Origin of the sequence: Streptomyces sp. NPDC050546 (genome assembly GCF_044457425.1) — a bacterium.
Taxonomy (GTDB): domain Bacteria; phylum Actinomycetota; class Actinomycetes; order Streptomycetales; family Streptomycetaceae; genus Streptomyces.
Genome location: NZ_JBITGX010000020.1, coordinates 49,821 through 76,234, shown reverse-complemented (window position 1 = coordinate 76,234; position 26,414 = coordinate 49,821). Strand labels below are relative to the sequence as shown.

The window sequence follows — 26,414 nt, the reverse complement described above, 5'->3', positions numbered from 1 at the left end:
GGGTCAGCCCGCCGACGGCGCCGTGCGGATCGCGGCGATGTCCAGTTGCAGGCGCACCTTCTCGCTCACCATCGCGCCGCCCTCGGCCAGCCTGCTGTTGTACGTCAGGCCCCAGTCGGAGCGGTTGATGGTGGTGGTGCCGTCGAAGCCGACACGGTCGTAGCCGAAGGGGTCGCTGACGTAGCCGATGTAGGTCATGTCCAGGACGACGGGACGGGAGACGCCTTTGATGGTGAGCTCGCCCGACATGCGGTAGAGATCACTGCCGGCCTGTTCCACCGCGGTGCTGGTGAAGCGCATACGCGGATAGGTCGCGGCGTCGAGGAAGTCACGGCCCACCAGGTGGCCGTCGCGTTGTTCCACACCGGTGTCGACGCTGGAGGTGAACAGGGTGATGTCGGCCCGCGAACGGGACGGGTCGTGCGCGTCGAAGTAGAGCCGGCTTTCGTACTCCAGGAAACATCCGCGCACGGTCGTCACCATGGCGTGCCGGACGGAGAAGCCGATCCTGCTGTGCGCGGGGTCGACGACCCATTCACCGGTGAGGTTCGTCAGGCGGGGGTCCGGCAGCACGGCAGTGGGGGATGCCGGTGCGCCGGCCGGACGCTGTGGGGGGACGGGCGGCGCCTGCCGGCGGGGCGACACGACGCGGTTGAACAGGTTCATGATTCATCTAGGTACTTGAGTTTGGTTATTGCCGCAAGTCCCCTTCCCTTTTGCGGCTGTTGAGAACGAGCGCGTGACCTTTTTGCCGCCGCTTTACACAAAATCCACACACGCCTGTCGCGGCGCTTTGACGAAATAACCACCCGAAACTCCATGGATTTTCATTTCGGGCATATCCGTATTCGGCTTACGTCATCTCGATCGCGAGGTCGTTGTCGACGGTGTAGTAAGGACGCGCGGCGGTTCCGTCCACGGTGACGGCCGGGTAGACGTACACGTGCTTGCGGTCCGCCACGTCGTCGAGGAGCCGGCCGATCCGGATCGGCCGTGCGTCGGCGGTGGGCCGGACGAAGGCGTCCCAGAACCGGCCGGCTCCCCCGCCGTCGACCGCCAGGTCCTTCTGACCGGCGGTGAAGGAGAAGCCCCTGCCGTCCTCGTCGAGCCGGGGCCGGATGCTCCGTACAGTGTTGCTGCCGCGCAGGCGCAGCCGCACGGTGGCGTCCTCGTGGAGCCGGGCGCCGTGCAGGCGGGCCTCGACCGTGACGGCCCGGTCGGTGACGTCGATGGTGCGGGCCTCGGCGTGTGCGGGGCGCAGCCAGGCGCGCAGGGCGAGGAATCCGTCCTTCGTGACGTACGGGATCCGGACGGCGATGGGCGAGGGCCGGTCGCGCAGGTGTCCGTCGACGAGGACGCGCAGGTCCCGCAGGCCGGGGCGCAGCCGCTGGCGTTCGGCTCCCGGTTCCGGCAGCAGGAAGAGGTCCCAGCGGCCTTCGTCGAGGCCCTGGTGCGGCTCCAGTACGGCGTGCTGCCCGCCGTCGGCCGGGGCGGGTTCCAGGTCGAGGTGGTGGACGGTCGTCTCGGGCCGGCCCTTCTTGGGGCGCAGCACCAGGAGCAGCTGGGGGGCGGCGGCCGAGGCCGGGGGCAGGCTGAAGGTGATCCGGCCGTCCGTGTCGATGGCGCAGTCGGTGCGCAGGGGGGTGTCGTGGTGCTTGATCATCGTTGTCCCTTCCGTATCGCGCGCAGGGCGCCGGCGGCCGCGGTGTGGGCGAGGTCGCGGGCGGCGTGGCCCCGTCCGGCCAGCGGACTGTCCGTCCGGCGGTGGTGCCCGGGGGCCCTCCGGCCTGTGTCCTTGGCCGTCATGGCCTCGTCGAAGATGCGTTCGGCCTGTGCGACGACAGGGGCCGGGGCGAAGCGGTGGGCGTTCTCCAGGGCGGTGCGGCCCATGCGGCGGCGTCGCTCGTCGTCGCCGACGAGTTCCAGCAGGGCTTTGGCGAGGGCGTCGCGGTCTCCGACCGGCACCAGCCGGCCGTCGGCGCCGTCCTTGATGATCTCGGCGGGGCCGTAGGGGCAGTCGGTGCTGACGACGGGCAGTCCGCAGCGCATCGCCTCGACGATGGTCATGCCGAACGGCTCGAAGTCGGACGTGGCCGCGGCGATCGAGGCCTTGGCCCATTCGGCTTCCATGGGGGTGGCGGCCCCCATCAGGAACACGTTGTTCCACAGGCCGAGGCGCTCGATGAGCCGCCGCAGCGCGGGCTGCTCCTCGCCCTTGCCGTAGATACGCAGCTGCCAGTCCGGGAACGCGGCGGCGACCTGGGCGAACGCCTCGATGAGGAGGTCGTAACGCTTCACCCGCACGAGCCGCCCCGCGGCGATCACGATCTTGGCGTTGCCGTCGGCGGGAGGCAGCGCGGGGTCGGGGACGCTGTTCGGGAGGGCCTCCACATGGACGCCGGGCAGCCACATCTTGCGCCGGTAGGCGGCGGCGTCCGCTTCGGTGACGGTGGTGACGACGTCGAGACGGCGGTAGGCGCGGCGCAGCGCGGTGCGCAGCCGCGGCGAGTGGTTGTCCAGGGTGAGGTGCTCCTGGCCGACGCGCAGGACGTGCTGCGGGGCCTGGTGGGCGATGTGCACGTTGAGGCCCGGGCGGGTGCCGACGACGACGTCGGCGTCGAGCGACTCGAGGTGCTCGCCGATCCGCTGGTCGGTCAGCTCGCTGTACTGGTGGTGCCGGTACTCGGCGGGCGGGTACACCCGCGCCGGTCTCCGGTGCAGCGGATCGTCCGCTTCCTTGCGCAGATCCACCAGGGATCGCAGACGCACCCGGGGGTGCGGGGTGAGGTTGGGGTGCTCCCGGTGGCGTAACGCGGAGACGATCTCCACGTCGTGCCGCTCGGCCAGCGCCCCGGCCAGGTTGAACGTGGTGGTGATCGTGCCTCCGATTCCGTAGGCGTTGTGGATCAGAAAAGAGATCTTCATGGTGGCCTAGACCGCGTCAACGACCGGAGCGTTGTTCGTCGTTACCACTCTGTGGCCGTGGCGGGTCAGGGCGGGCGTTCCCGCCGGTTCAGACATGATCTCGGACATAAGTGGTCTGGGCCATACCCGTTTGCCGCCCGGTTGTGAATAGCTTGACGTGTTTGCCCGCAGCAGCGTCGCGTCATCGGGTGCACCCTCGTATCGATCTTCAGGAGACCCATGCGCCCCCGAATAGCCTTTCTTCCGCGCATCACCTCCCTCCCGCCCTTCGCCCTGGCCGGCGGCGCGCTGGCCGTGGGGGTCGGCGGTCTGTATCTCGCCGGGTTGATGCTGACGGGCGGGGAGATCGACACCGGCACGACCGTACGCGGGGTGGAGATCGGAGGGCTGAGCCGCGCCGAGGCGGTGCGGAAGCTGGAGCGGCACCTGGGCGCGGACGGCGCGCGGGAGCTGCCCGTGGAGGTCGGGGAGCGCACGGGCACGGTCGACCCGCGGCGCGCCGGGCTCTCCTTCGACGTTCAGGAGACCGTCGATCGGGCGGCACGCACCGGCGCCGATCCGCTCAGCGTGTTCGGCGGCCTCTTCCGTTCGGGCGGCGTGATCGAGCCGGTCGTACGCCTGGACGAGGACAAGGCCCGGGCGGCACTCGGGCGGCTGGCGAAGGGGCTCGACCAGAAGGTCCGTGACGGTGCCGTCTCCTTCGACGGCGGACGGGTCGAGGAGGTCGCGCCGCGCTCCGGCTACGCGCTGGACGTGAACGCCGCGGTCGCTCCCCTGCGCGCCTCCTTCCTGCGCGGGGACGCCGACGCGGTCACGTCGCTGCCCGCCCGCGAGACCCGGCCGAAGGTCACGGCCGACGAGGTCGGGCGGGCGGTGCGGACGTTCGCGGAGCCGGCCGTGTCGGCGCCCGTCACTCTCACCGTGGGTGGCAGACGGTTCACGGTCGGCCAGGACGTGCTGGGCGAGCATCTCGCCATGCGGCCGGACGGCGGCGGCAGGCTGAGACCGGAACTCGACGCCAAGGGGCTGCGGGCCGACCCCGCCGTGGCCGGCCCGCTGGACGAGATCACCACCACCGCCGAGAACGCGAAGCTGGGGTCGGACGGCGACAAGGTCGTGGTCGAAGCGGACGCCACGGTGGGCCGGGAGGTCACCGACAAGGCGCTGGGCAAGGCGGTGCTGCCGCTGCTCACGCGATCGGGCGCCGACCGCGCCGGCGAGGTGGCCGTACGCGAGACCCGGCCGGAGGTGACCCGGGAGAACGCCCCGGGGCTGGGGCTGACGGAGAAGATGTCGTCCTTCACCGTCCACTTCGAACCGGCCGAGTACCGCACGAAGAACATCGGCCGGGCGGTGGAACTCATCAACGGCTCCGTCGTCAGGCCGGACGAGACGTGGAGCTTCAACCGGACCGTCGGCGAGCGCACCGAGGCGAACGGCTTCGTCGAGGGCATCATCATCCTCGACGACAAGTTCACGAAGGCGGCCGGCGGCGGCGTCTCGGCCGTCGCGACGACCATGTACAACGCGCTGTTCTTCGCCGGGGTCAAGCCGGTGCAGCACGGCGCGCACTCGTTCTACATCGAGCGCTACCCGGAGGGCCGCGAGGCCACGGTCGCCTGGGGCAGCCTGGACCTGAGATTCACCAACGACTCCGGCAAGGCGATCTACATCCAGGCAGAGTCCACGGACACGTCCGTGACCGTCTCCTTCCTCGGCACCCGGAAGTACGACGAGATCAAGTCGGTCAAGGGGCCGCGCACCGAGGTGAAGAAGCCGTCGAAGAAGGTGAGCAAGGACAGGGAGTGCGTGCCGCAGACGCCTCTCGAAGGGTTCGACGTCACCGTGGAGCGGGTCTTCTACAGCGACGGCAGGGAAGTGAAGCGGGAGCCGTACCGCACGCACTACACGCCGCGTGACGAGATCGTGTGCGAGTGATCCGTCCGCCGTTCGTCTTCACTTGGAACTCTCCTTTGCCGCCGGGGCGTTGACCCGCCCTGACGGCGTCAGCAGAATGAGCGCGCAGTGTGCTGAGAGCGCTCTCAAGGGAGATCCATGACTGGCAGACAAGGCCCGGCGTTCAGCCGGCGTTCGCTCATCGGTGTCGGAGTCGGCATCAGTGCCGCGGGGCTCGTCGCGGCCGGCTCCGGGCAGGCCCTGGCGGCCGGTCCGAACGTCACCGGCCGGGGATCGGCCCCGGCTCGGGGGCGGGCCTTCCTCGCCGCGGCCATGGACGCCTATCCCGACCACGGCCGCATCCGCCTGACCCAGAGCTACACCGACCAGGCCGGCCTGTTCAGCACCGCGTTCACCTACGACAACGCCCTGGCGATCCTGGCCCACCTCGCGGCCCGGACCGCGGAAGGCCGCACCAGGGCCACGGCGTTGGGTGACGCCCTACTGCACGCCCAGTCGCACGACCCGGCGTACGACGACGGCAGGCTCCGGCAGGCCTACAACGTCGGGCCGTACACCTTCTACGACGGCTCGGTGCAGCCCGACGGCTTCGTACGGGCGGACGGCACCGTCAACGTCGGTACACAGTTCGGCTTCACCGGTACGGCGGTGGGCGACATGGCCTGGGCGGGGATCGCGCTCAGCGCGCTCGCCCGCCGTACCGGGGAGCGCCGTTTCCTCGTCGGCGCCGTACGGATCGGCGAGTGGATCGAGCGCACCGGCCGGACCGACGAGCCGCTGGGCGGCTACAAGTTCGGGGTGGACGGGGCGAACCAGAAGCTGCCGTTCACCTCCACCGAGCACAACACGGACCTGGTGTGCCTCTTCGGCCGGCTCGCCCGGCTCACCGGGGACCGGGTGTGGCTGGAGCGGCGCGGGCGGGCCGAGGCGTTCGTGCGGCGGATGTGGGAGCCGTCCGGGGGCTTCTTCTACACCGGCACGAACGACGGCGTGAGCGTCAACAAGTCCCCGATTCCCGAGGACACACAGACCTGGACCCATCTCGCGCTCGGCTCCCGTGGCCGTGGCTACTCCCGTTCGCTGGACTGGGCAGCGGCCGAGCTGGCGGTCCTGGATCATGCCGGGCGCGCTAACAGCACGGTGCCCGCGGGGCAGTGGTACGGGGGTGTCACCTTCAGCTCGGCGAGCCTCGTGGCGAACGAGGACGCGCCGATCGCCGAGGGCCAGCCCAGGCCCGACCGCAACGGGGTGTGGTTCGAGGGGACGGCTCATCTGGCGCTCGCTCTGCGGGACCGCGGTGCACGTGGCGACGGAGCGCGCGCTCGGCGGCTGCTCGCCTCGATCGAGCAGGCCCAGGATCTGCTGGGGGGCGGTCAGACCGTCGGCGGCAGGGTGCTTCCCGAACGCTGTGGGGTGGTGTCCGCGAGCAGCCCGCTGGATACGGGGTTCGGCTTCGGGTACTACCCGTACCGGCATACAGGGGCGACCGCCTGGTATCTGCTGGCCGCGGCGCGTTTCAACCCGTTGGAGGCGTGACCCGGCTGCCCGGTCCGCCGTGGCGTGCGGCGGACCGGGCGGGGTGTCAACGGACGCGGCGGACGGTCTGGTCGGTCAGTTCGTAGCGGGCGCCCACGATCGCCAGCTTGCCCGTGGTGATCCTGGCCGCGAGGTCGGGTTCCGCCTCCAGCTCGGAGCGCACGAGCCGGACGTTGGCGTCGACGGTCGCGTCGATGCGGGCGTCGCCTTCCTGACTGTGGTCTATGGCCGGGCTTATCCGGTCGACCAGGTACTGCATGTGCGCGGGCAGGTGGCTCCCGGACTGCTCGGCCTCCACGGCGGCCCGCACCGCACCGCACGACTGGTGGCCGAGGACGACGACCAGGGGTATGCCGAGTTCCAGAACGCCGAAGGCGACACTGCCGAGGACGGCCTCGTCCAGGACCTCGCCGGCGGTGCGTACGGTCATCAGATCCCCCAGCCCCTGGTCGAATACCAGCTCCGGGGGCACGCGGGAGTCGATGCAGCCGAGTACGACCGCGAAGGGGTGCTGGGCCGTGGCCAACGCCCTCCGGATCTCGGGGGTTTCGTGCGGGTGGCGCTCCCGGCAGGCGCGCCAGCGACGGTTGCCCGCGGCCAGCTCCTCGAGAGCCTCGGCCGGGGTGCTGGGCCGTGGGCCGGGGGCGTGGGGCGCGCCGGGGGCGGCGGTGGCCGGCCGGGTGGCGCCGAGGCCCGCGCCGAGGGCTGCGGCCCCGGTCAGCGCGGTGCGCAGAAGGGTGCGGCGGACGGTACCGCCGGTGGTCGGCCGCGGACCGGCGAAGGGGTGCGGTTCACGGCCGGCGCCTCTGTGGGCAGTGGAATCTGTGTTCACGAGCAGAACGTATGCCCGGATTCCGTCCCGGCCCGTTTCCTTGCCGTTTCATGGTGAGAGTTGGGTAAGTGATGTTCTTACCTTGAACGGTCTTTGACGATCTCTCAGAAACAGAGCAGGACGCCCCGGGCCGGCGGGCCCGGGGCGTCCTGTCACGCGGGGATGATCAGACCAGGTCGAACCGGTCCAGGTTCATGACCTTGACCCACGCGGCGACGAAGTCGTTCACGAATTTCTCCTTCGCGTCGTCGCTCGCGTAGACCTCGGCGAGCGCGCGCAGCTCGGAGTTCGAGCCGAAGACCAGGTCGGCGCGGGAGCCGGCCCACTTGACCTCGCCCGTGGCGGCGTCGCGGCCCTCGAACGTGGTCTGGTCCTCGGACGTCGACTTCCACTCGATGCCCAGGTCGAGCAGGTTGACGAAGAAGTCGTTCGTCAGCGAGCCGGGCGTCTTGGTGAAGGCGCCGAGCTGGGACTGCTGGTAGTTGGCGCCCAGGACACGCAGGCCACCGACCAGGACGGTCGTCTCGGGCGCGCTCAGGGTGAGCAGGTTCGCCCGGTCGAGCAGCAGGAACTCGGCCGGCAGGCGGTTGCCCTTGCCGTGGTAGTTGCGGAACCCGTCGGCGGCCGGCTCGAGCGCCTCGAAGGACTCCGCGTCGGTGTGCTCCTCCGTCGCGTCCACACGGCCCGCGGCGAAGGGAACCTGCACCTGGAAGCCGGCTTCCTTGGCGGCCTTCTCGACGGCGGCGGAGCCACCGAGGACGATCAGGTCGGCCAGGGAGACCTTCTTCGCGCCGGAGTTGAACTCCTGCTGGATGCCTTCCAGGACACGCAGGACCTGGGCGAGCTCGTCGGGCTCGTTGACCTCCCAGCCGCGCTGCGGCTGCAGGCGGATTCGAGCCCCGTTGGCGCCACCGCGCTTGTCGCTGCCGCGGAAGGTGGACGCCGAGGCCCACGCGGTGGACACCAGCTGCGAGACGGACAGACCCGACTCGAGGAGCTTGGTCTTGAGGGTCTCGACGTCGGCGGCGTCGATGGTCTCGCCCTCGGCCTCGGGCAGCGGGTCCTGCCAGATCAGCGTCTCCTCCGGGACCTCCGGGCCGAGGTACAGGGACTTCGGGCCCATGTCACGGTGGGTCAGCTTGAACCAGGCGCGGGCGAAGGCGTCCGCGAACTCCTGCGGGTTCTCGTAGAACCGGCGGGAGATGGGCTCGTAGATCGGGTCGAAGCGCAGCGACAGGTCGGTGGTGAGCATCTTCGGGCGGTGCTTCTTCGACGAGTCGTGCGCGTCCGGGACGATCTCCGGGGCGTCCTTGGCGACCCACTGGTTGGCGCCGGCCGGGCTCTGCTCGAGCTCGTACTCGAACTCGAAGAGGTTCTTGAAGAAGCCGTTGCTCCACTGGGTGGGCGTGGTGGTCCAGGTGACCTCCAGGCCGGAGGTGATGGCGTCGCCGCCCTTGCCCGTGCCGTAGGTGCTGCGCCAGCCGAGGCCCTGCTCCTCCATGGAGGCGGCCTCGGGGTCGGCGCCGACGTTGTCGGCGGGGCCTGCGCCGTGGGTCTTGCCGAAGGTGTGGCCACCGGCGATGAGGGCGACGGTCTCCTCGTCGTTCATCGCCATGCGGCGGAACGTCTCACGGATGTCGCGGGCCGCGGCGATCGGGTCCGGGTTGCCGTTGGGGCCCTCGGGGTTGACGTAGATGAGGCCCATCTGGACGGCGCCGAGCGGGTTCTCCAGCTCACGGTCGCCGGTGTAGCGCTTGTCGTCGAGCCAGGTGGTCTCGGGACCCCAGTAGACGTCCTCCTCGGCCTCCCAGACATCGGCGCGGCCACCGGCGAAGCCGAAGGTCTCGAAGCCCATCTGCTCCAGGGCGACGTTGCCGGTGAGGATCAGGAGGTCGGCCCAGGAGATGGACTGGCCGTACTTCTTCTTGACCGGCCACAGCAGACGGCGGGCCTTGTCGAGGTTGCCGTTGTCCGGCCAGCTGTTGAGCGGGGCGAAGCGCTGCTGGCCGGCGCCGGCGCCGCCGCGGCCGTCGCTGATGCGGTAGGTGCCCGCGCTGTGCCAGGCCATACGGATCATCAGCGGGCCGTAGTTGCCGAAGTCGGCCGGCCACCAGTCCTGCGAGGAGGTCAGTACCTCGGCGATGTCCTGTTTGACGGCGTCGAGGTCGAGGTTCTTGAAGGCCTCGGCGTAGTCGAAGTCCCCACCGAGAGGGTTCGCCACCTCGGGGTTCTTGGCGAGGATCTTCAGGTTGAGCCGCTCGGGCCACCACTGGCGGTTGCCGCCGCCCTGGGTCGGGTGCAGCGCGCGGCCGTGCGCGACCGGGCAGCCGCCTCCCGTCTCCTCCGACTTCGGGTCGGTGACGATCGCGTCGTGGTTCTCAGTCATGGAAATCCTTCCGGACGGGGTGGATCACGGTGCTCGGGTGGATCACATTGCTCAGGAACTGCGGGCGGTGGAGCAGGCGGGGCACAGGCCCCAGTAGATGACCTCGGCCTCGTCGACGGCGAAGCCGCGGTCGTCGGACGCGGTCAGGCAAGGGGCGTGGCCGACCGCGCAGTCGACGTCGGCGACGGCCCCGCACGACCGGCAGACGAGGTGGTGGTGGTTGTCCCCGACTCGCCCCTCGTAGAGGGCCGGGCTGTTCGGCGGGTCGAGGCGGCGTATGAGTCCGGCCGCGGTGAGTGCGTGGAGCCCCTCGTACACGGCCTGGACGGAGATGTGGCCGACGCGGCCGCGCACCTCGGAGGCGATGACCTCGGCGCCGAGGTGGTCACCCTCCCGCACGGTCTCGAGCAGCGCGACGCGGGCGGCCGTCACCCGCAGGCCGGCACCGCGGAGCTCCTCGGCGGTGGTCGGGTTCTGGGATGCGGTCATGCCGCACAACCTAACGGCACAAACACGAGCGGTTCAAGAAAACGAACGGTTCAATTTTGGTGTCGTCTTCGTGAGGCCTTGTGTGGCGGGCCTCATCGCAGGTTTGTGAACTCCGTCACAGCGATTGTGCCGTGAGGCGCCGTCGGCGCGGGTGTCAGCCGTGCCCGTGGCGTGTCAGCACCGCTCGTGCCGTCGCCGCCATGGCCTCGTCGACCATCTGGCCCTCGAAGGTGAGCGCGCCCGTGCCGGTGCGCTGGGCCGACTCCACGGCGGCGACGAGGCGGGCGCAGCGGTCGAGTTCTTCGGGGGTGGGGGCGAAGACCTCGTTGATCACGGGGATGTGGGTCGGGTGGACGGCCATCATGCCGTCGTAGCCGAGGGCGCGGTTCTGCTCGGCGAAGGCGCGCAGGCCCGCCAGGTCGGCGATGTGCGTCCACAGTCCGGTCACCGGGTACGGCGCTCCGGCGGCACGGACGTCGAGCAGTACGCGGGAGCGCAGCGCCAGGGTCTCGGTGCCCTGGGGACTCCAGCGGTAGCCGACGGCGCGCTCCACATCTCCGCCGGGTGCGGTGAGCGCACCGGCGTGTGCGACCCGGGGGGTCGCGGCGGCGATGTCGTAGGCGTCGTGGAGCGCGCGGGCCGACTCCAGCAGGGGGACGAGGGCCGTCGTGCCGGCGGGGAGGCCGTGTTCCTGTTCGCACCAGGTGATCAGGCGGTCGGCGAGCCGTACATCGGCGGCGGTGTGCACCTTCGGCAGGACGATCCCGGCCGCTCCGGGGCGTACGACGGCACGCAGTTCCTCGGCGGCGGTCCAGTCGTCGAGCGGGTTGATCCGGACGAACAGGGGCATGGTTCCCGCTGGTTCCGCGGCGGCCTCCGCCAGGGCCTCGGCGACCCGGGCGCGGGCGCGCGGCTTGTCGGGCCCGGGCACCGCGTCCTCCAGGTCGAGGATGACGGCGTCGGGGCCGGCGGCACGGGCCTTGGGGAGCCAGTCGGTGCGGTGGCCGGGGACGAAGAGGAGGGAGCGCAGGGGGGTCCGGGCCAGGGACTCGGTGGGGGCCTTGGTGATGGCCGGCCCGGTCGCGGGCGTAGGGCCCTCAGACGGCATCGTTCTTCTCCAGCTCCGCCACTTCCTCGTCGCTCAGTCCGAGCCAGTCCCGGTACACGAGGTCGTTGTCCTGGCCGAGCGCCGGGCCGGTGCGCCAGATGCGGCCGGGGCGTTGCCGGAAGTGCGGGATGACCGCCTGCATACGCACCTCGCCCAGGTCGGGGTCGTCGACGGTGACGATGTCGTCGCGCTCGGCGTAGACGGGGTCGGCGGCGATGTCGGCCGCGTCGAAGACCCGGGAGGCCACGACCTCGGCGCGGGCGAACGCCTCCAGGCACTCGGCCTCGGAGCGGTCCGCCACCCAGGCCCGCAGTCCTTCGTCCAACTCACCGCGTCGCGCGTGCTGTTGCTCCGACGTGGCGAACTCCTCCTCGGGCAGGCCCAGCAGCCGGGCCACGTTGCGTACCGAGCGCAGGGTCGCGGAGGTCACCGTGATCCACTGCTCGTCGCGGGAACGGTAGGTGTTGATCACGGCGGCGGGGGCGACCGCCAGCTGGTTGCCGGAGCGCTGCGGCACCGTGCCCAGCTGGTCGTGGACGATGACCTGCCACTCGACGAGCCGGAAGAGGGGCTCGAACAGGGCGAGGTCGATCCACTCGCCGTCGAAGTCGGGGTCGTGGTCCCGCCGGTGCAGGGCGGCGAGGACCGCGTAGGCACCCATGAGGCCGGTCACGGCGTCGCCGTGCGAGAAACCCGTGTGGACGGGCGGGCCGTCGGGGGAACCGGTGAGGTGGACGACGCCGCTGCGGGCCTCGCCCATCTTGCCGAAGCCGGGGGCGTCGGCCTGGCTGGAGGTGGCGCCGAAGCCGGAGATCTGCAACAGGACGGCCCTGGGGTTGATCCGGTGCACGGCCTCCCAGTCGAGGCCCCAGCCGCGCAGCCGCCCGGCGCGCAGCGTGACGATGACGACGTCCGCCCAGGCGACGAGGCGATGGGCGACCGCGCGGCCCGCCTCGTGGTGCAGATCCAGGGTGACGGAGCGCTTGTTGCGGCCGGCGACCTTGAACCACAGGGGAACGCCGTCGCGCCGGGGCCCCATCGCGCGGGCGGCGTCGCCGGCGCCCGGTGGTTCGACGTGGACGACGTCCGCGCCCTGGTCGGCGAGCATCGAACCCGCGAGCGGGCCGGCCACCACATGGGCGAACTCGACCACCCTGAGCCCGCGCAACTGTCCCTGCCCGGTGGTGTTCGGCTTGTCCTCGTCCGACACGGATGCGTCCCTTCGGCTCGGCTGGTCCGGCTCTTCAGCCTGCCGACGCGCAGAAATGCCTGTCCAGCAAAAGAACGCCATCAATCAATGCGGTTGACGCATGAATGAGACTCCAAGGCGGCCTCAGGACCAGGACACCCCGGGCGGCAGCTCCCTGCCCTGGGCGCGGAAGTCCTCGAGCGTCTCCAGGAAGTGCTCGGTGACGCGCGGGAGGGTGCGCCGTGCGCGCAGGGCGATGTCGAGGCGCCGGTCGACCACGGGGTCCACGAGCGGCCGGAAGGCGAAGGGGCCCGTGCCCAGCAGGGGCAGTACCAGCGCGGGCAGCGCGCTCACCCCGAGGCCGGCGGCCACCAGTCCGCCCACCGTGGCGACACCGCCGGCCTCCGCCGCCGGTACGGCGTGCGCGTCGACCTGACCGAACGCGGCGTCGGTCAGCCGCCGCACGCTGGAGTCGCGCCCGACAGCGAGGAACGGTTCGCGGGCCAGGTCCGCCCAGCCGACCTCGTCGCGCTCGGCGAGCGGGTGGTCCTCGCGCAGGACCGCTACGAAACGGTCCCGGACCAGAGGGCGGTGCTCCAACCGGTCCGGCGGCACCCCGACCGTGGTGATCGCGAAATCCGCGTCACCGGACAGGACCCGGTTCAGCACCGCCCGCTCCAAACCGTCCAGCAGACGTACGGCCACCCGCGGACGGTCCTCGCGGAAGCCGGAGATGACCTGCGGGAGCAGCACCGCGGCCACCGAGGGCAGGGTGGCGACGGCGACCGTGCCGGACTCCCCCAGCAGGAAGCGGTCCAACTCCTTCATCCCGGCCCGGTGGGCGCTGAGGATCTGCTCGGCGATCCGCAGCGCTTCCGCACCGGCGGCGGTCAACTGCACGTTGCGGGTGTCGCGTTCGAGGAGCTGGGCGCCGACCTGCCGTTCCAGGTCGGCGACCGCGCGGCTGAGGGACGACTGCGCGACACCCAACTGGGCGGCGGCCGCGGTGAAACTCGTCGCCCGGGCGACGGCCGCGTACGCCGAGAGCTGTCGCAAGGTGGCTTCCATGGCGGGGAAGCGTACGTCAGCGCGGGCCGATTGATGCGCGGATCGCATGAACAGATCCCGGTTTGATGCTGGACATGGATCTTCCGGCGCTCGGACACTCTCGGCTATCCCCGTACGCCCCGCTCTGAAAGCGAGCGCCACCATGCAGGCAGCCCTGGGCTTCGCCACCATCGCCCTGTTCCTGTTGCTCACCATGACCAGACGGGTCTCGGTCCTGGTCGCGCTGGTGGTGCTTCCGGTGCTGGCGGCGCTGGCGGGCGGCTTCGCGGGCGAGTTGGGCGGGATGGTGCTCGACGGGCTGTCGAAGGTGGCGCCCACCGGCATCATGATCGCTTTCGCCGTCCTGTACTTCAGCCTCATGGTGGACGCGGGCCTGTTCGATCCGCTGATCCGCGGTCTGCTGCGGATGGCGCAGGGCGATCCGCTGCGCATCACCGTCGCCACGGCCGTCCTGACACTGTGCGTGGCCCTGGACGGCGACGGGGCTTCGACCTTCCTCATCACCGTCTCGGCACTGCTGCCCGTCTATCGCAGGCTGGGCATGAGTCCGCTGGTGCTGTCCGGGGTCGTCTGTCTGGGTGCGGGCGTGATGAACATGGTCCCCTGGGGCGGGCCGACGGTGCGTGCCATGGCGGCGCTGAAGCTGGAGAGTTCGGACGTCTTCACGCCCGTACTTCCCGCGATGGGCCTCGGCATCGCGTGGGTCCTGGTGGCGGCCTGGCTGATCGGCCGCCGCGAGCGGCGGCGGCTCGGCGTGCTCACGGTGCCGGAACGGGAGGCGGCCCCGGCTCCCGCGACCGTCGCCTCACCCGGCGAGGGCCCGGGCGCCGTCCGGGTGGCGGAGCCGCCGCGGCTCTGGCTGACCGTCTTCAATCTGCTGCTGACCGTCGTCCTCGTCGTCTCCCTGATCCTGGAGGTCATGCCGCTGCCCGTGCTGTTCGTCCTCGGGTTCGCGGTGGCCCTCCTGGTCAACCACCCCACGTGGGAACAGCAGCAGGCGCTGCTCGACAAGCACGCGAAGAACGTCGTCCTCGTCACCACGATGATCTTCGCGGCCGGGGTGCTCACCGGCGTCCTCACCGGAACCGGGATGATCGACGAGATGGCCGGGGCGCTGGTGTCCGTGATCCCGGACTCCCTCGGCGGCCATCTGCCGGTGCTGGTGGCCGTCACGGGCATGCCGCTGAGCCTGGTCTTCACGCCGGACGCCTACTACCTCGGTGTCCTGCCCGTCCTCGCCGAGACGGCGCACGGCTTCGGCACCGACCCGGCGGAGGTGGCCCGGGCCGCCATCCTCGGCCAGATGACGACGGGTTTCCCGCTCAGCCCGCTCACCGCCTCCACCTTCATCCTGGTCGGCATGAGCGGTGTCCAGCTCGGCGAGCACCAGCGCTTCATCTTCCGCTGGGCCTTCGCCACCACGCTCGTGATGACCGCCGGCGCCCTCCTCACCGGCGCTCTCTCCCTCTGACCTCACCGGCGCCCTCTCCTCTGACGGAGGCTCGGCTCGCTGGGCAGGTTCAGACGCCCGACGCGGTCAGGCGTTCGAGCTGGGCGGCGGCTGTCGCGGCCTTGCGCTCGGCCTCGCGGACGCGGCGGTCCGCCGTACGCGCCCGTTCCCGGGCCGACCGCTGGGCGAAGCGGGCCTGCTCATGCTCGCCCCTGACGCGGTCCAGTTCCTCGGTGAGCTCGCCCACGCGTCGCTGGAGGCCGTCCACCTGCTCCTTCGCCTCCCGCACCGCCCGGTCGGCGGCCGCCGCCTCGTCCCGCAGCTCCCGCAGTTCCCGCTCGGCGGCCTCGGCATCCCGCCGGGCCTGGGTCACTCGCTTCCGCCGCTGCGCGTCGTCTTTCCGGCCCGGACGGGACGAGGCGGCCACGGCCGGTGGGCGGCTCTGCCCCTTGGCTCCCCCGCTCTCCGCGACGGCACGCTCCCCGACGGCCGGAAAGCCGACGGTGGCACTCAGCGGCTTGACCAGCCGGCCGCTCGCCCAGGCCCGGGCGGCCTCGGGGTCGGCCAGCACGGCGTGCAGGGTGTTCTCGACCTCGCGCTGCACGCCGTCGCCGATCGAATGGCCGGCCTCCGCTGCGAGCTGCCGGGCCTGTGCGGACAGGGCACGGACGATCGCGTGCTGTTGCCGGCTCAGCTCGCGCAGCTGTGGGCCGTCCAGGTCGTGGTGGGCCTGCCGCAGGCCCTCCCCCAGGCGGAGCAGGGGCTCGACCTCGCCGGGGAGGCCCCGGACCAGGAGGTTGCCGACCCAGGCCGCGAGGCTGGGCTTGCGCAGCGCGCCGATCCGCTCGGCGAGGTCCCGGTCACCGGCGGTGCGGGCGGCGGCGACGGCCGAGGCGCGGGCCGCGGTGAACTCCTCCGGCCGCAGGGCGTACAGCTCGTCGGCCACGGCGTCGTACTCCATGAGCGTCCCTTTCGCGCGGAAGCTCCGTTTCGATCGTCTCAGGCCATGCCGTCCGGGGCTCGCGGAAGGCTCCGGAGGCACCCCGTTCAAGATCGAGAAATCGACGGTTTAACATATGAGCGCCGCCTAGCTCGAAAGATGGATCTGTGACTGTCAACGACGACTCGTTCACCAATTGGAAGCACCGCGAGGAGATCGCGGAGTCGATGATCCCGATCATCGGGAAGCTGCACCGGGAGCAGGACGTGACCGTCCTGCTGCACAGCCGCTCCCTGGTGAACAAGTCGGTGGTCAGCATCCTCAAGACCCACCGGTTCGCCCGCCAGATCGCCGGTGCGGAGCTCTCCGTCACCGAGACGCTGCCGTTCCTGCAGACTCTCGCCGCGCTGGACCTCGGGCCGTCGCAGATCGACATCGGCATGCTCGCCGCGACGTACCGCGAGGACGACCGCGGTCTGTCGATCGCGGAGTTCACCGCCGAGGCCGTCGCCGGTGCCACCGGGGCCAACAAGATCGAGCGCCGCGAGGGGCGTGACGTCGTCCTCTACGGCTTCGGCCGCATCGGCCGGCTCGTGGCCCGGCTGCTCATCGAGAAGTCCGGCTCGGGCAACGGTCTGCGGCTGCGGGCCATCGTCGTCCGGGGCGGGGGCGGGCGGGCCGACGAGGATCTCGTCAAGCGGGCCTCGCTGCTGCGCCGCGACTCGATCCACGGCCAGTTCCAGGGCACGATCACCGTCGACGAGGCGAACAGCACGATCGTCGCCAACGGCAACGAGATCAAGGTCATCTACGCGAACGACCCGTCCGAGGTCGACTACACGGCGTACGGCATCAAGGACGCCATCCTCATCGACAACACCGGCAAGTGGCGCGACCGCGAGGGCCTGTCGCAGCACCTGCGCCCCGGGATCGAAAAGGTCGTGCTGACCGCGCCCGGCAAGGGCGACGTCCCGAACATCGTCCATGGCGTCAACCACGACACGATCAAGCCGGACGAGCAGATCCTGTCCTGCGCGTCGTGCACCACGAACGCGCTGGTGCCGCCGCTGAAGGCGATGGACGACGAGTTCGGGGTCCAGCGCGGTCACGTGGAGACCGTCCACTCGTTCACCAACGACCAGAACCTGCTGGATAACTACCACAAGTCCGAGCGCCGGGGCCGCTCCGCGCCGCTCAACATGGTCATCACCGAGACCGGTGCGGCCTCCGCCGTCTCCAAGGCGCTGCCCGACCTGAAGGCGAAGATCACCGGCAGCTCCATCCGGGTGCCGGTGCCGGACGTCTCCATCGCGATCCTCAATCTGCAGCTCGCGCGGGAGACCACCCGCCAGGAGGTTCTCGACTACCTCCGTGACGTCTCGCTGACCTCGCCGCTGAAGCGCCAGATCGACTTCATCAGCGCCCCGGACGCGGTCTCCAGTGACTTCATCGGCTCGCGCCACGCCTCGATCGTCGACGCCGGCGCCACCAAGGTCGAGGGCGACAACGCGATCCTCTACCTCTGGTACGACAACGAGTTCGGCTACTCGTGCCAGGTCATCCGTGTCGTGCAGCACGTGTCGGGCGTGGAGTACCCGACGTACCCGGCTCCGGCGGTCTGATCCCGTCTGATCCCGGTGGTCCGGTGAAAGCGCGGGGCGTGCGGGCCCCGCGCTTTCACGCGTCAGGAGCGGGAGAGCTCGACCCTGTACTCCCGGGTCCGCGAGCCGTCCTCGCTGCTCACGGTCACCACGGCCGCGCGGGATGCCTCCTTGCGTACGGTCACGGTCGCGTACGGGTCGCGGCCCGTCGCGGTGATCTTCGCCCGGTCCGGGCGGTCGGAGGTCACGCGGTAGTTCGTCCGGTCCGGGTCGAAGCCGCCGACCGGCACACCGTCGACCTCGATCGAGGCGGCCCCGGCGTCCGAGGAGGTCCCCGGCGCCTTGGCGCGCAGCTCGATCTCTCCCAGGGTGAGGTAGCCGCCCGGGCGTGCCGTCATGGCCACGCGCACCCCGGTCACCGGGCCGGTGGCGCGTACCGGGACGTCGACCACCGGTGTGCCCTCGGTCCCCACGGCGACCTCGTCGCTCGCGTCGGCCCAGGTGCCGTCGGTCCCGCGCACCTGCACCTTGAGGGACTCCGCGAAGCTGAGGTTGGAGCCGTCCCGGTGGAAGTGGGTGACGACCCGGGTCAGATCGCGTGCCTCGGGCAGGGTGAAGGTGATGGTGTCGGACGGGTTCTTCGTGCCTGACCTCCAGTTCGACCAGGCCTTCTCGGACGTGTTCCCGTTGCGCAGGCCCTCGGCTGAGTAGCCGCTCTCGGTGTATGTCGCGCCGACCGTCACGCCCTCGTCGAGCGCGGAGTTCGTCTCCCGGGGCGCGGTGATCTGGACGCGTACGGTTGCCGCTGCCGTCGTTCCGCCGGGGACCCGGGCGGTGCCGCGCAGGGTCACCACCCCGGCGTCGTCGAACGCGCCGTCGGGTGCGGGGTCCCAGGTGACCGGGAGGTCGGCCGTTCCGCCGTGCCGTCCGACACCGGTGACCGTGGCGGGCAGGTCCGGGCGTCCGCCGGTGTAGGTCTTGGCACGGGCCGGTCGCGTCGAGGAGATGGTGTCCACGGTCACGACCGCTTCGGCCCGGACGGTCCGGCCGAGCGCGCCGGTGGCCCGGCCCTTCACCCGGACGGTTCCGGGCTCACGCCACCGTGACTCGGAGGGCAGCGTCCACCGCACGGGAAGCGAACCCCGGGCGCCGTCCCGGTAGACGGGTGTCACGGTCCCGGGCAGTTCGGGTGTGCGGCCGGGGACGGTGAACGCCTCGGCCTGCTGGGTACGGAGCACGGTCTCGTCGGTGACGGCCCACCGCTGGTTGGCGTTGGAGGTGGGCAGGAAGGCCGACACGCGGGCGCCGTCCGCGGTCGACTGACCTACCACGTCGAGCAGACGTCCCGTGGCGGCGTTCACGAAGGTCCAGGTGCCGTCCCCGGTGGTCGACATGATCCACTGCGCGGCCGGGGTGTCGTTCTCCTCCAGCACCGCCTCGTTGTCGCGCACGGCGAGGCGCGTGCCCGTGTCGGCGTTGACGAGGGCGTGGCGCTCACGGTTGCCGTCGCCCTTGGTCAGCCGCTTCACGGACCACAGCTGGGACTTGGCTGCCGGGTCGGCCGTACGGACGACGACGCCGTTGCCGTCGGCGGACGGGGCCAGGGACTTGCCGCTCTGGGCTCCCTGGAGGCGGTAGACGTGGCCGGGCTGGACGAGCGCGGCGTCCTTCGCGGTGCCCGACACACCGTCGACGAGGAGGGAGGTGACCGACTTGGCGGGCACGGTCACCGTGGCGGAGGCGTCCTTCACCTTGACGGGTGTGCCGCGGACGAGGGCTCCGTCCGCACTGGTCACCACGGGGGTCACCTTGGCTCCGGGTGCGACGCGCCCGAAGCGTGAGAGGTCCAGGGTCACGGCGCGCGGGGCCGTGCCGTTGTTGACGTGCACCACGGTCGCCCCGCGTCCCGACTTCCGTACGGCGGCGACGCTGGAGGGGTCGTCGGCCTTCACGAAGTGGTCGCCGGGGCGGATGTGGTGGGTGAAGTTGCGCAGGGTGTGGAACTTGGTGTTGGCCTTGACCGGGCAGGTCTCCAGGGTGTCCTTCGCGGTGCAGTTGAACGGGATGTGGATGCTTCCCCAGTTCTTGCCCGCCTGCGCCTGGGGGATGGAGTCCTCCACGGGCTGCCACAACACCCAGGCGGACGGCTCCAGTTCACGGATGTCCTCGACGACCCGGGTGGCGATGCCGAGCCCCGGCTCCATGCCGGTGAAGTCGGTGCCGGTGCCCCAGGTGCCCTCGACCTCGCTCATCCAGAACGGCCGGTCGGCGGCCTTGGCGCTGTCGCGGGCGCTGGTGCGCATGCCGGTGCCGTAGGTGTGCACGTTGAGCTGGTCGACGGCGGCGCGGGCGGAGCTGTCGTAGGCGTTCCAGTTGCGGACGAAGGTGCTCGGGTTGGTCTCGTCCATGGCGGAGACGGTGGCGCGGGTCTTCGCCTTGTCGAGGGCGCGGCGCACGGCGAGTACGACCTTCTGCTGGAGCTCCGGGCCGGCGTGGGCGCCCTCCTGGCGGCCGCCGGTGGGCTGTCCGTCGGGGCCGATCTGGGTGCCCCAGTAGTTGGTGTTGGGCTCGTTGAGCGGGGCGAGGGTGTCGAACTTGATGCGGTGTTTCTTCTCCAGTTGCTCCGTCACCTTGACCAGGTAGGCGGCGAAGTCGTCGACGCGGTCCGGTCGTATCTGGTCGGTGTTGGCGTCGAAGCCTCCCGAGACATAGCCGCTGACGGTCTGGAACCAGGGCGGCGAGTTGCTGAAGGCCTCCCACTTGGTGACCTTGCTCCTGACCCGGTCCACCCACCAGCGCTGCCCGGGGTCGGCGGACCAGTCCCAGTGCTCGGGGTCGTCAGGGTTCCACCAGTCGGTGTCCTCCCTGGTGGTGCCCGCCGGGGCCTTCCAGAAGCCGTCCATCGTCGCGCCGGTCTTCATGTAGTCCTTGCGGACGTCGGGCGCGTTGCCGCCGCCGATGTTGTAGCGCGCGATGTTGAGGCGGAGGCCGTCCTCGCCGAACAGCATGTCGGCGAGCTTCTGGCGGATGGGTTCCGGGTAGCGGCCCGTGATGTTGGCGAACCAGACGAGGCTCGTCCCCCACCCTTCGAACTCCTGCTGCCGGTAGGACGGGTCGATCCGTACCGTGACCGCGCTGCCGGGCGGTTCGGCGACAGCGGCAGCGGCGGGCGGCACGGTCACGAGTCCCGCGCCGAGTACCAGGGGGACGGCGACCGCCAGGGCCGGGGCGAGGCGATGTCTGCTGGACATGGATTCCCTTCGGGAGCGAACAGAACCGCGCAGAACCAATCGAGTTTCCCGAATGTTTTAGGACGGCAATCAACACGTCAAGGGGTAGGGCGAGTTGGGAACCGACGCACACCCCTTGACGCGTTCCGCCTCGCCACCTCAATAATGACCATCCATACGCCGTCCACATATCTAAACGACGTTCTCTGTTGTGTACGTGAGCGAGCACGGAGGCGCAGTGACCGGTTTAGGCACCATCCGCAGTCGTCCGATCGTCGCTTCCCTCGCCGCGCTGCTCGCCGTCTCCGGCTGCTCGGTGGCCGGTGCCGACCCGATCGGCGGCGGTCCGGACACCCTGCGCATCGTCCTGCCCGAGGAACCGCCGACCCTCGAACCCTGTGACGCCTCGCTGACCGCGACGGGCCGGGTCACACGGGCCAACATCACGGAGGCGCTCACCGAGCGCGAACCGGCCACCGGGCGCCTGGAACCCGCCCTCGCCACCAAGTGGACCCGGGATTCGGCCACTTCGTGGACCTTCACCCTCCGCGAGGGCGTCACCTTCCACGACAAGACGCCCTTCACGGCGGCCGCCGCCGCGTTCTCCATCGAGCGCGCCACGGATTCCGGCATCGACTGCAACGTCGACGGCTACATCTTCGCGGACAGCGAGCTGACCGCCACGCCCGTCGACGACACCACGCTCCGGGTCACCACGGCCAAGTCCGACCCGATCCTGCCGCTGCGCCTGTCCTTCGTCGAGATCGTGCCGACGAGCACCGACCCCGACTCCCGGGTGCGCGAGCCGGTCGGCACGGGGCCCTACCGGATCGACGAGTGGAACCAGGGCCGTCACCTGCGGCTGAAACGCTTCCCCGGCTACTGGGGCAAGGCTCCCGAGTTCGCCGCCGCCACCTACGTCTGGCGCGCCGAGGGCAGTGTGCGCGCGGCCATGGTGACGAACAACGAGGCGGACGTCGCGATCGGGCTCGCGCCCGAGGACGGGGCCGGTGACCGCGCGGTCGAGTTCGCCACCAACGAGGTGTCGTACCTGCGGATGGACGCCACGAAGCCGCCCCTGGACGACATCCGGATCCGACGGGCCGTCAACTACGCGATCGACCGGGAGGGCCTGGTCACCGCGGTCTTCGCCGGCCGGCCCAGCGGGCAGCTCGTGTCGAAGGGCGTCACCGGCTACGACCCGCGCATCGAGCCATGGCCGTACGACCCGGAACGGGCCCGAAGACTCGTCGCCGAGGCCCGTGCCGACGGAGTCCGCACCGGTACCACCATCACCCTCGTCGGCCGCAACGGCATCTACCCGAAGGCCGCCGAGGCGATGGAGGTCGTCCAGGACGGTCTGATCAAGGCCGGGCTGAAGGTCAGGATCAAGATGCTGGACGTCAACGCCTGGCTCGAGTACCTGCTGCGCCCCTTCCCCGCCGGCGACACCGGCCCCACCCTGCTCCAGGCCCAGCACGGCAACCAGGCCGGCGACGCCGCCTTCACGATGGGGCAGATCTACGGCAGCGAGGGTGCCCAGAGCAGCTACGGAACCGAGGCACTCGACACGCTGATCGAGGAGGCGCAGCTCGCCTCGGGCGGGAAACGGCAGCAGGCGTTCGCGGAGGCGTTCACCCACCAGAACGACGAGGTCGTCCGGGACGCCGTCATGGCCAACATGACCGGACTGCTGGCCCTCTCCCCCAAGGTCCGCTACCGGCCCGACTCGGCCACCAACGACGAGATGCGGCTCGCCGACATGCGCCGCGCGGACTGAGGGAGGACCTCACGTGCTGACCCTGCTGCGCCGCCGCGCGGTCTCCAGCGTCATCCCGCTGCTCGTGGTGGTCCTCGGAGTGTTCTTCCTGGCCCGCCTCACCGGGGACCCCGCCAACCTGTATCTGCCGCTGAGCGCGACGCCCGAGATGCGGGCCGAGTTCGCCGCCCGCAACGGCCTGGACGAACCGCTGATCACCCAGTTCGGCGACTATCTCGCCCAGGTCGCCCACCTCGACTTCGGCGAGTCGCTGCGCACCGCCCAGCCGGCGGGCGAGGCCGTCCTGCGGGCCTTCCCCGCGACGCTCCAACTGGCCGGCTGGACGATGCTGCTCGCCATCGTGGGCGCGGTGGTCATCGGCAGTCTGGCGGCCTACCGCCCGAACTCGGCGACCGACCGGATCGCGAGCTTCCTGTCCTCCACGGCCGCCAGCGTCCCCGACTTCTGGATCGCCATCATGGGCGTGCTGGTCTTCGCGGTCACCCTGGGCTGGCTGCCCACCTCCGGCACGAGCGGCGCGGCGGCGTGGGTGCTGCCCGTGGCCACGCTGTTCATCCGCCCGTTCGGCGTGCTGGTCCAGGTGGTGCGGGGCGCCATGGTCTCGGCGCTGTCCGCCCCGTATGTGAAGGTGGCGCGCGGCAAGGGGGCCTCCGAACTCCGGGTGGTCTTCGGGCACGCCCTGCGCAACGCCGCCGCGCCGGCGCTGACCGTCGCGGGCGACCTGGCCGTGGGGCTGGTCAACGGGGCTGTCGTCGTGGAGACCATCTTCGGCTGGCCCGGTATCGGCAAGCTCATGATCGACTCGGTGCTGCAGCGCGACTTCGCGGTGCTTCAGGCGGCCGTGCTCGTGACCGCTCTGGCGATCTTCGCCCTCAACATCCTCGTCGACCTCTGCCATGCGCTCCTCGACCCACGGGTCCGGCAGCGGGCGGCGGCATGAGCCAAGGACGGGACATGCTCCAGAAGGCCACATCCCACACGGACGCCACGACCGTACGGCGGCGGTGGTTCGCCCTGCTGCTCCGGGACCGGTTCGCCTGCGCGGCGGCCCTGCTCCTGCTCCTGGTCGCGCTGAGTGCCGTGCTGGGGCCGCTCCTCGCCGGTGACCTGGCGACCCGTCAGAACCTGCGTGACCCTGGCCGGCCGCCCTTCAGTCTCGACCACGGCTGGGCCTTCGTCCTCGGCAGCGACTCCCTCGGCCGGCCCGTCGCGGCGCGGCTGCTGGCCGCGGCCGGGACGACGCTGGCCGTGGCGGTGCCCGCCGTGCTCTGCTCGCTGGTCATCGGCTCGGTGTGGGGCATGTGGGCGGGCTATCACGGCGGTTGGCGCGAGAGCGTGTCGCTGCGGGTGGCCGATGTGATCCTCAGCTTCCCTTCCCTGCTGCTGGCCGTCGTCGTGCTGTACGTGTTCTCGCCGAGTGCCGCGAGCATCGTTCTGGTGCTGGCCGTCGCCCGGATCCCGGTGTATCTGCGCACCGCCCGGGCCGAGGCCGCGGAGTTGCGCAGCCGGCTGTTCATGGACGCGGCCCGGACGTTCGGCACGAGCAGCTGGGCGGCCGTCCGGCGCCATGTCGCGCCGAGTGTGCTGCCCACGCTGCTCACCGTCGCCGCGCTCGACTTCTGTTTCGTGATGCTGGCCGAGTCGTCTCTGAGCTTTCTGGGCATCGGCATTCAACCACCGGACGTGAGCTGGGGGTTGATGGTCGCCCAGGGCCGGCAGGAGTTGCAGAGCGCATGGTGGATCGCGCTCTTTCCGGGCCTCGCCATCGTCGTCACGACCGTGTCGGCGACCGTTCTCGCCTCCTGGGCCCGGCTGACGACCGATCCGGGGCAGCGGTGGCGGCAGGGGCTCGGGCGGCGGCGTTCCCAGGAGCCGCGCACGGCGGGCGGTGGGAGCACGGGTTCGGCGACGGGGAGCGGGGCCGAGGCCAGTGTCGGTGTCGGTGTCGGTGTCGGTGTCGGTGTCGGTGTCGGTGTCGGCGACCGTACGGCGGGCGCGAGCCTCGTGGTGGAGGACCTGTCCGTCGACGTGCGCACTCCGGCCGGTCCGGTCCATGTCGTCCGCGGCGTGGGCTTCGCCGTGCGGTCGGGCGAGACGCTGGTGCTGCTGGGCGAGTCGGGGTGCGGCAAGAGCATGACCGCGCACGCCGTCGCCGGTCTGCTCGACCCGGTCGCCGAGGTGGTGGGCGGGCGGGTCCGGCTCGACGGCGAGGATCTGCTCGCGCTCGGAGCACGGGCCAGGCGCCGACTGGCCGGACCGGGTCTGGCCATGGTCTTCCAGGACGCGCTCAGCGCGCTCAACCCCGTCCACACGGTCGGAGCGCAGCTGGCCGAGCCGTTCCGCATCCACGAGGGCATGTCCCGGCGCGCGGCGCGGGCCAGGGCCGTGGATCTGATGGAACGCGTGGGCATCCCGGAGGCCCGTTCCCGGGCGAACGCGTACCCGCACCAGTTCTCGGGAGGCATGCGGCAGCGCCTGCTGATCGCGACGTCGGTCGCCCTGCGGCCGAAGGTCCTGATCGCCGACGAGCCCACGACGGCCCTGGACGTCACCGTGCAGGCGCAGATCATGGACCTGCTCGGCGAGTTGCGGGGCGAGCAGCGGACGGCCCTCGTCCTGATCACGCACGACCTCGGGCTCGCCGCCGAGCACGCGGACCGGGTCGCCGTCATGTACGCGGGGACGGTGGTGGAGACCGGGCCGGTGGCCGAGGTGTTCGGCCGACCCCACCACCCTTACACCCAGGGGCTGTTGGAGTCGGTGCCGGCCGAGCAGCACCGGGGCTCCCGCCTGACGTCGATTCCCGGGAGCCCGCCGGACCCGGCCGCGGTGCCGGCCGGCTGTGCCTTCCGTACGCGCTGTCCCCTGGCCCAGGAGCGGTGCGCCACCCACCGCCCGGCGCTCACCGGCACCGCGACCGGCCGGGCCGCCGCCTGCCATTTCGGGAAGGAACTGGCCGATGCCTGAACGCGGGACCCTGCTGGAGGCCACCGGTCTGGCCAAGAGCTTCACGGTCCGCAGGACCATACGGGGCGGCACCCGACTCCGGGCGCTGGACGGGGTGGACCTGACCCTGGCGCGCGGGGAGACCCTCGGCCTCGTCGGCGAGTCCGGCTGCGGCAAGTCCACGCTGGCCAGGGTCCTCCTGCTGCTGGAGCGGCCCGACGCGGGCACCGTGCGGTACGAGGGCGTCGACCCGTTCGCGTTGTCGGGTGCGGAACTGCTCGCGTGGCGGCGGAAGGTGCAGATGGTCTTCCAGGATCCGTTCGGTTCGCTCAACCCCCGCATGAGCGCGGCGGATCTCATCGGGGAGCCCTGGCTGACCCATCGCGACCTGGTCCCTCCTACGCGGCGGGCGGCGCGCGTGGGCGAACTGCTGGAGATGGTCGGCCTGCGTGCCTCGGACGCGGGCCGCCACCCGCACGAGTTCTCCGGCGGGCAGCGGCAGCGCATCGGCATCGCGCGGGCCCTGGCGCTGGAACCCGAGGTGATCGTCTGCGACGAACCCGTCTCCGCACTGGACCTGTCGGTACAGGCACAGGTGCTCAACCTCTTGTGCGATCTGCGGGACGAGCTGGGGCTGTCCTACGTGTTCATCTCGCACGACCTGTCCGTGGTGCGGCACCTCGCCGACCGGGTCGCCGTGATGTACCTCGGCGGGATCGTGGAGACGGGCCCGACGGAGGAGGTCTACGAGCGGCCGCGCCATCCGTACACGGAGGCGCTGCTGTCGGCGGCCCCTTCGCCCGTGGCCGGGAGCGGGCGCCGGCGGCAACGGATCGTGCTCACCGGCGAGATCCCCTCCCCCGCCGACCCGCCGTCCGGTTGCCGGTTCCGGACCCGGTGCCCTCGGGCGCGGGACCTGTGCGCCGAAGCCGTACCCGAACCTCCGCCGGGTGCGCCTCTCCACGGTGCGGCATGCCATTTCCCTCTGGAGGCGGCACCCTCGGTCACGGTCTGACG

19 protein-coding genes are annotated in these 26,414 nt (G+C 71.1%); 8 read left to right on the top strand and 11 right to left on the bottom strand.

Going from position 1 to position 26,414, the window contains the following annotated elements; all coding sequences use genetic code 11:
* Positions 1–3: 3 nt before the first annotated feature.
* The 3 genes from ACIBK5_RS36790 to ACIBK5_RS36780 form a co-directional block, all read right to left on the bottom strand.
* On the bottom strand, positions 4–666 hold the full coding sequence (locus tag ACIBK5_RS36790) for a YceI family protein (protein ID WP_399026680.1): 663 nt from the start codon (positions 664–666) through the stop codon (positions 4–6).
* A gap of 187 nt (positions 667–853) precedes the next feature.
* A complete protein-coding gene (locus ACIBK5_RS36785) occupies positions 854–1,663 on the bottom strand; it encodes a transferase (RefSeq protein WP_399026679.1) in 810 nt (269 codons plus the stop codon).
* Positions 1,660–2,925 (bottom strand): glycosyltransferase family 4 protein, encoded by a 1,266-nt coding sequence (locus ACIBK5_RS36780; RefSeq protein WP_399026678.1) that lies wholly within the window; start codon positions 2,923–2,925, stop codon positions 1,660–1,662. The genes ACIBK5_RS36785 and ACIBK5_RS36780 overlap by 4 nt, the downstream gene beginning before the upstream one ends.
* Positions 2,926–3,144: 219 nt before the next feature.
* Between ACIBK5_RS36780 and ACIBK5_RS36775 the strand changes: the two genes are divergently transcribed.
* Together ACIBK5_RS36775 and ACIBK5_RS36770 are read left to right on the top strand one after the other, a co-directional pair.
* Positions 3,145–4,863: a VanW family protein gene (locus ACIBK5_RS36775; RefSeq protein WP_399026676.1), complete on the top strand. Its 1,719-nt coding sequence runs from the start codon at positions 3,145–3,147 to the stop codon at positions 4,861–4,863.
* A gap of 117 nt (positions 4,864–4,980) precedes the next feature.
* Positions 4,981–6,378, top strand: coding sequence for a Tat pathway signal sequence domain protein (locus ACIBK5_RS36770; protein WP_399026674.1), 1,398 nt, complete (start codon positions 4,981–4,983; stop codon positions 6,376–6,378).
* Positions 6,379–6,424: 46 nt separating this feature from the next.
* Here ACIBK5_RS36770 and ACIBK5_RS36765 read toward each other — a convergent pair whose 3' ends face one another.
* The 6 genes from ACIBK5_RS36765 to ACIBK5_RS36740 form a co-directional block, all read right to left on the bottom strand.
* Positions 6,425–7,210 (bottom strand): carbonic anhydrase, encoded by a 786-nt coding sequence (locus tag ACIBK5_RS36765; RefSeq protein ID WP_399026673.1) that lies wholly within the window; start codon positions 7,208–7,210, stop codon positions 6,425–6,427.
* Positions 7,211–7,376: 166 nt separating this feature from the next.
* Complete coding sequence (katG, locus tag ACIBK5_RS36760; RefSeq protein ID WP_399026671.1) at positions 7,377–9,596, bottom strand: catalase/peroxidase HPI; 2,220 nt, start codon at positions 9,594–9,596, stop codon at positions 7,377–7,379.
* Between the two features lie 51 nt (positions 9,597–9,647).
* The gene (locus ACIBK5_RS36755) at positions 9,648–10,085 is read right to left on the bottom strand and encodes a Fur family transcriptional regulator (RefSeq protein WP_399026669.1); all 438 of its coding nucleotides are present in this window, start codon (positions 10,083–10,085) and stop codon (positions 9,648–9,650) included.
* Positions 10,086–10,239: 154 nt separating this feature from the next.
* Positions 10,240–11,193 (bottom strand): HpcH/HpaI aldolase/citrate lyase family protein, encoded by a 954-nt coding sequence (locus tag ACIBK5_RS36750; RefSeq protein ID WP_399026667.1) that lies wholly within the window; start codon positions 11,191–11,193, stop codon positions 10,240–10,242.
* Positions 11,183–12,403 (bottom strand): CaiB/BaiF CoA transferase family protein, encoded by a 1,221-nt coding sequence (locus ACIBK5_RS36745; RefSeq protein WP_399026665.1) that lies wholly within the window; start codon positions 12,401–12,403, stop codon positions 11,183–11,185. The genes ACIBK5_RS36750 and ACIBK5_RS36745 overlap by 11 nt, the downstream gene beginning before the upstream one ends.
* A 123-nt stretch (positions 12,404–12,526) precedes the next feature.
* On the bottom strand, positions 12,527–13,450 hold the full coding sequence (locus ACIBK5_RS36740) for a LysR substrate-binding domain-containing protein (protein WP_399026664.1): 924 nt from the start codon (positions 13,448–13,450) through the stop codon (positions 12,527–12,529).
* Between the two features lie 142 nt (positions 13,451–13,592).
* Here ACIBK5_RS36740 and ACIBK5_RS36735 point away from each other — a divergent pair, with 142 nt between their 5' ends.
* Entirely contained in the window at positions 13,593–14,921 is a 1,329-nt protein-coding gene (locus ACIBK5_RS36735; RefSeq protein ID WP_399026662.1) for a CitMHS family transporter, read from the top strand.
* A gap of 49 nt (positions 14,922–14,970) precedes the next feature.
* On the opposite strand, the gene ACIBK5_RS36730 is transcribed toward ACIBK5_RS36735, so the two are convergent.
* Positions 14,971–15,861 (bottom strand): hypothetical protein, encoded by an 891-nt coding sequence (locus ACIBK5_RS36730; protein ID WP_399026660.1) that lies wholly within the window; start codon positions 15,859–15,861, stop codon positions 14,971–14,973.
* 146 nt (positions 15,862–16,007) lie between these two features.
* Here ACIBK5_RS36730 and ACIBK5_RS36725 point away from each other — a divergent pair, with 146 nt between their 5' ends.
* Positions 16,008–17,462, top strand: coding sequence for a glyceraldehyde-3-phosphate dehydrogenase (locus ACIBK5_RS36725; RefSeq protein WP_399026658.1), 1,455 nt, complete (start codon positions 16,008–16,010; stop codon positions 17,460–17,462).
* Positions 17,463–17,524: 62 nt separating this feature from the next.
* Here ACIBK5_RS36725 and ACIBK5_RS36720 read toward each other — a convergent pair whose 3' ends face one another.
* Positions 17,525–20,692, bottom strand: coding sequence for an RICIN domain-containing protein (locus tag ACIBK5_RS36720; protein ID WP_399026657.1), 3,168 nt, complete (start codon positions 20,690–20,692; stop codon positions 17,525–17,527).
* A gap of 217 nt (positions 20,693–20,909) precedes the next feature.
* Between ACIBK5_RS36720 and ACIBK5_RS36715 the strand changes: the two genes are divergently transcribed.
* From ACIBK5_RS36715 to ACIBK5_RS36700, 4 genes are read left to right on the top strand one after another with little or no spacing between them, the layout of a single operon-like run.
* Positions 20,910–22,451 carry an ABC transporter substrate-binding protein gene (locus ACIBK5_RS36715; RefSeq protein WP_399026655.1) on the top strand — a complete coding sequence of 514 codons (1,542 nt, stop codon included), beginning with the start codon at positions 20,910–20,912 and terminating at the stop codon, positions 22,449–22,451.
* Positions 22,452–22,464: 13 nt separating this feature from the next.
* Positions 22,465–23,391, top strand: coding sequence for an ABC transporter permease (locus ACIBK5_RS36710; protein ID WP_399026654.1), 927 nt, complete (start codon positions 22,465–22,467; stop codon positions 23,389–23,391).
* A 14-nt stretch (positions 23,392–23,405) separates the two neighbouring features.
* Positions 23,406–25,418 (top strand): dipeptide/oligopeptide/nickel ABC transporter permease/ATP-binding protein, encoded by a 2,013-nt coding sequence (locus tag ACIBK5_RS36705; protein WP_399026652.1) that lies wholly within the window; start codon positions 23,406–23,408, stop codon positions 25,416–25,418.
* Positions 25,411–26,412 carry an ABC transporter ATP-binding protein gene (locus ACIBK5_RS36700; protein ID WP_399026650.1) on the top strand — a complete coding sequence of 334 codons (1,002 nt, stop codon included), beginning with the start codon at positions 25,411–25,413 and terminating at the stop codon, positions 26,410–26,412. Before ACIBK5_RS36705 ends, ACIBK5_RS36700 begins: the two co-directional genes overlap by 8 nt.
* The last annotated feature ends 2 nt before the right edge of the window (positions 26,413–26,414 follow it).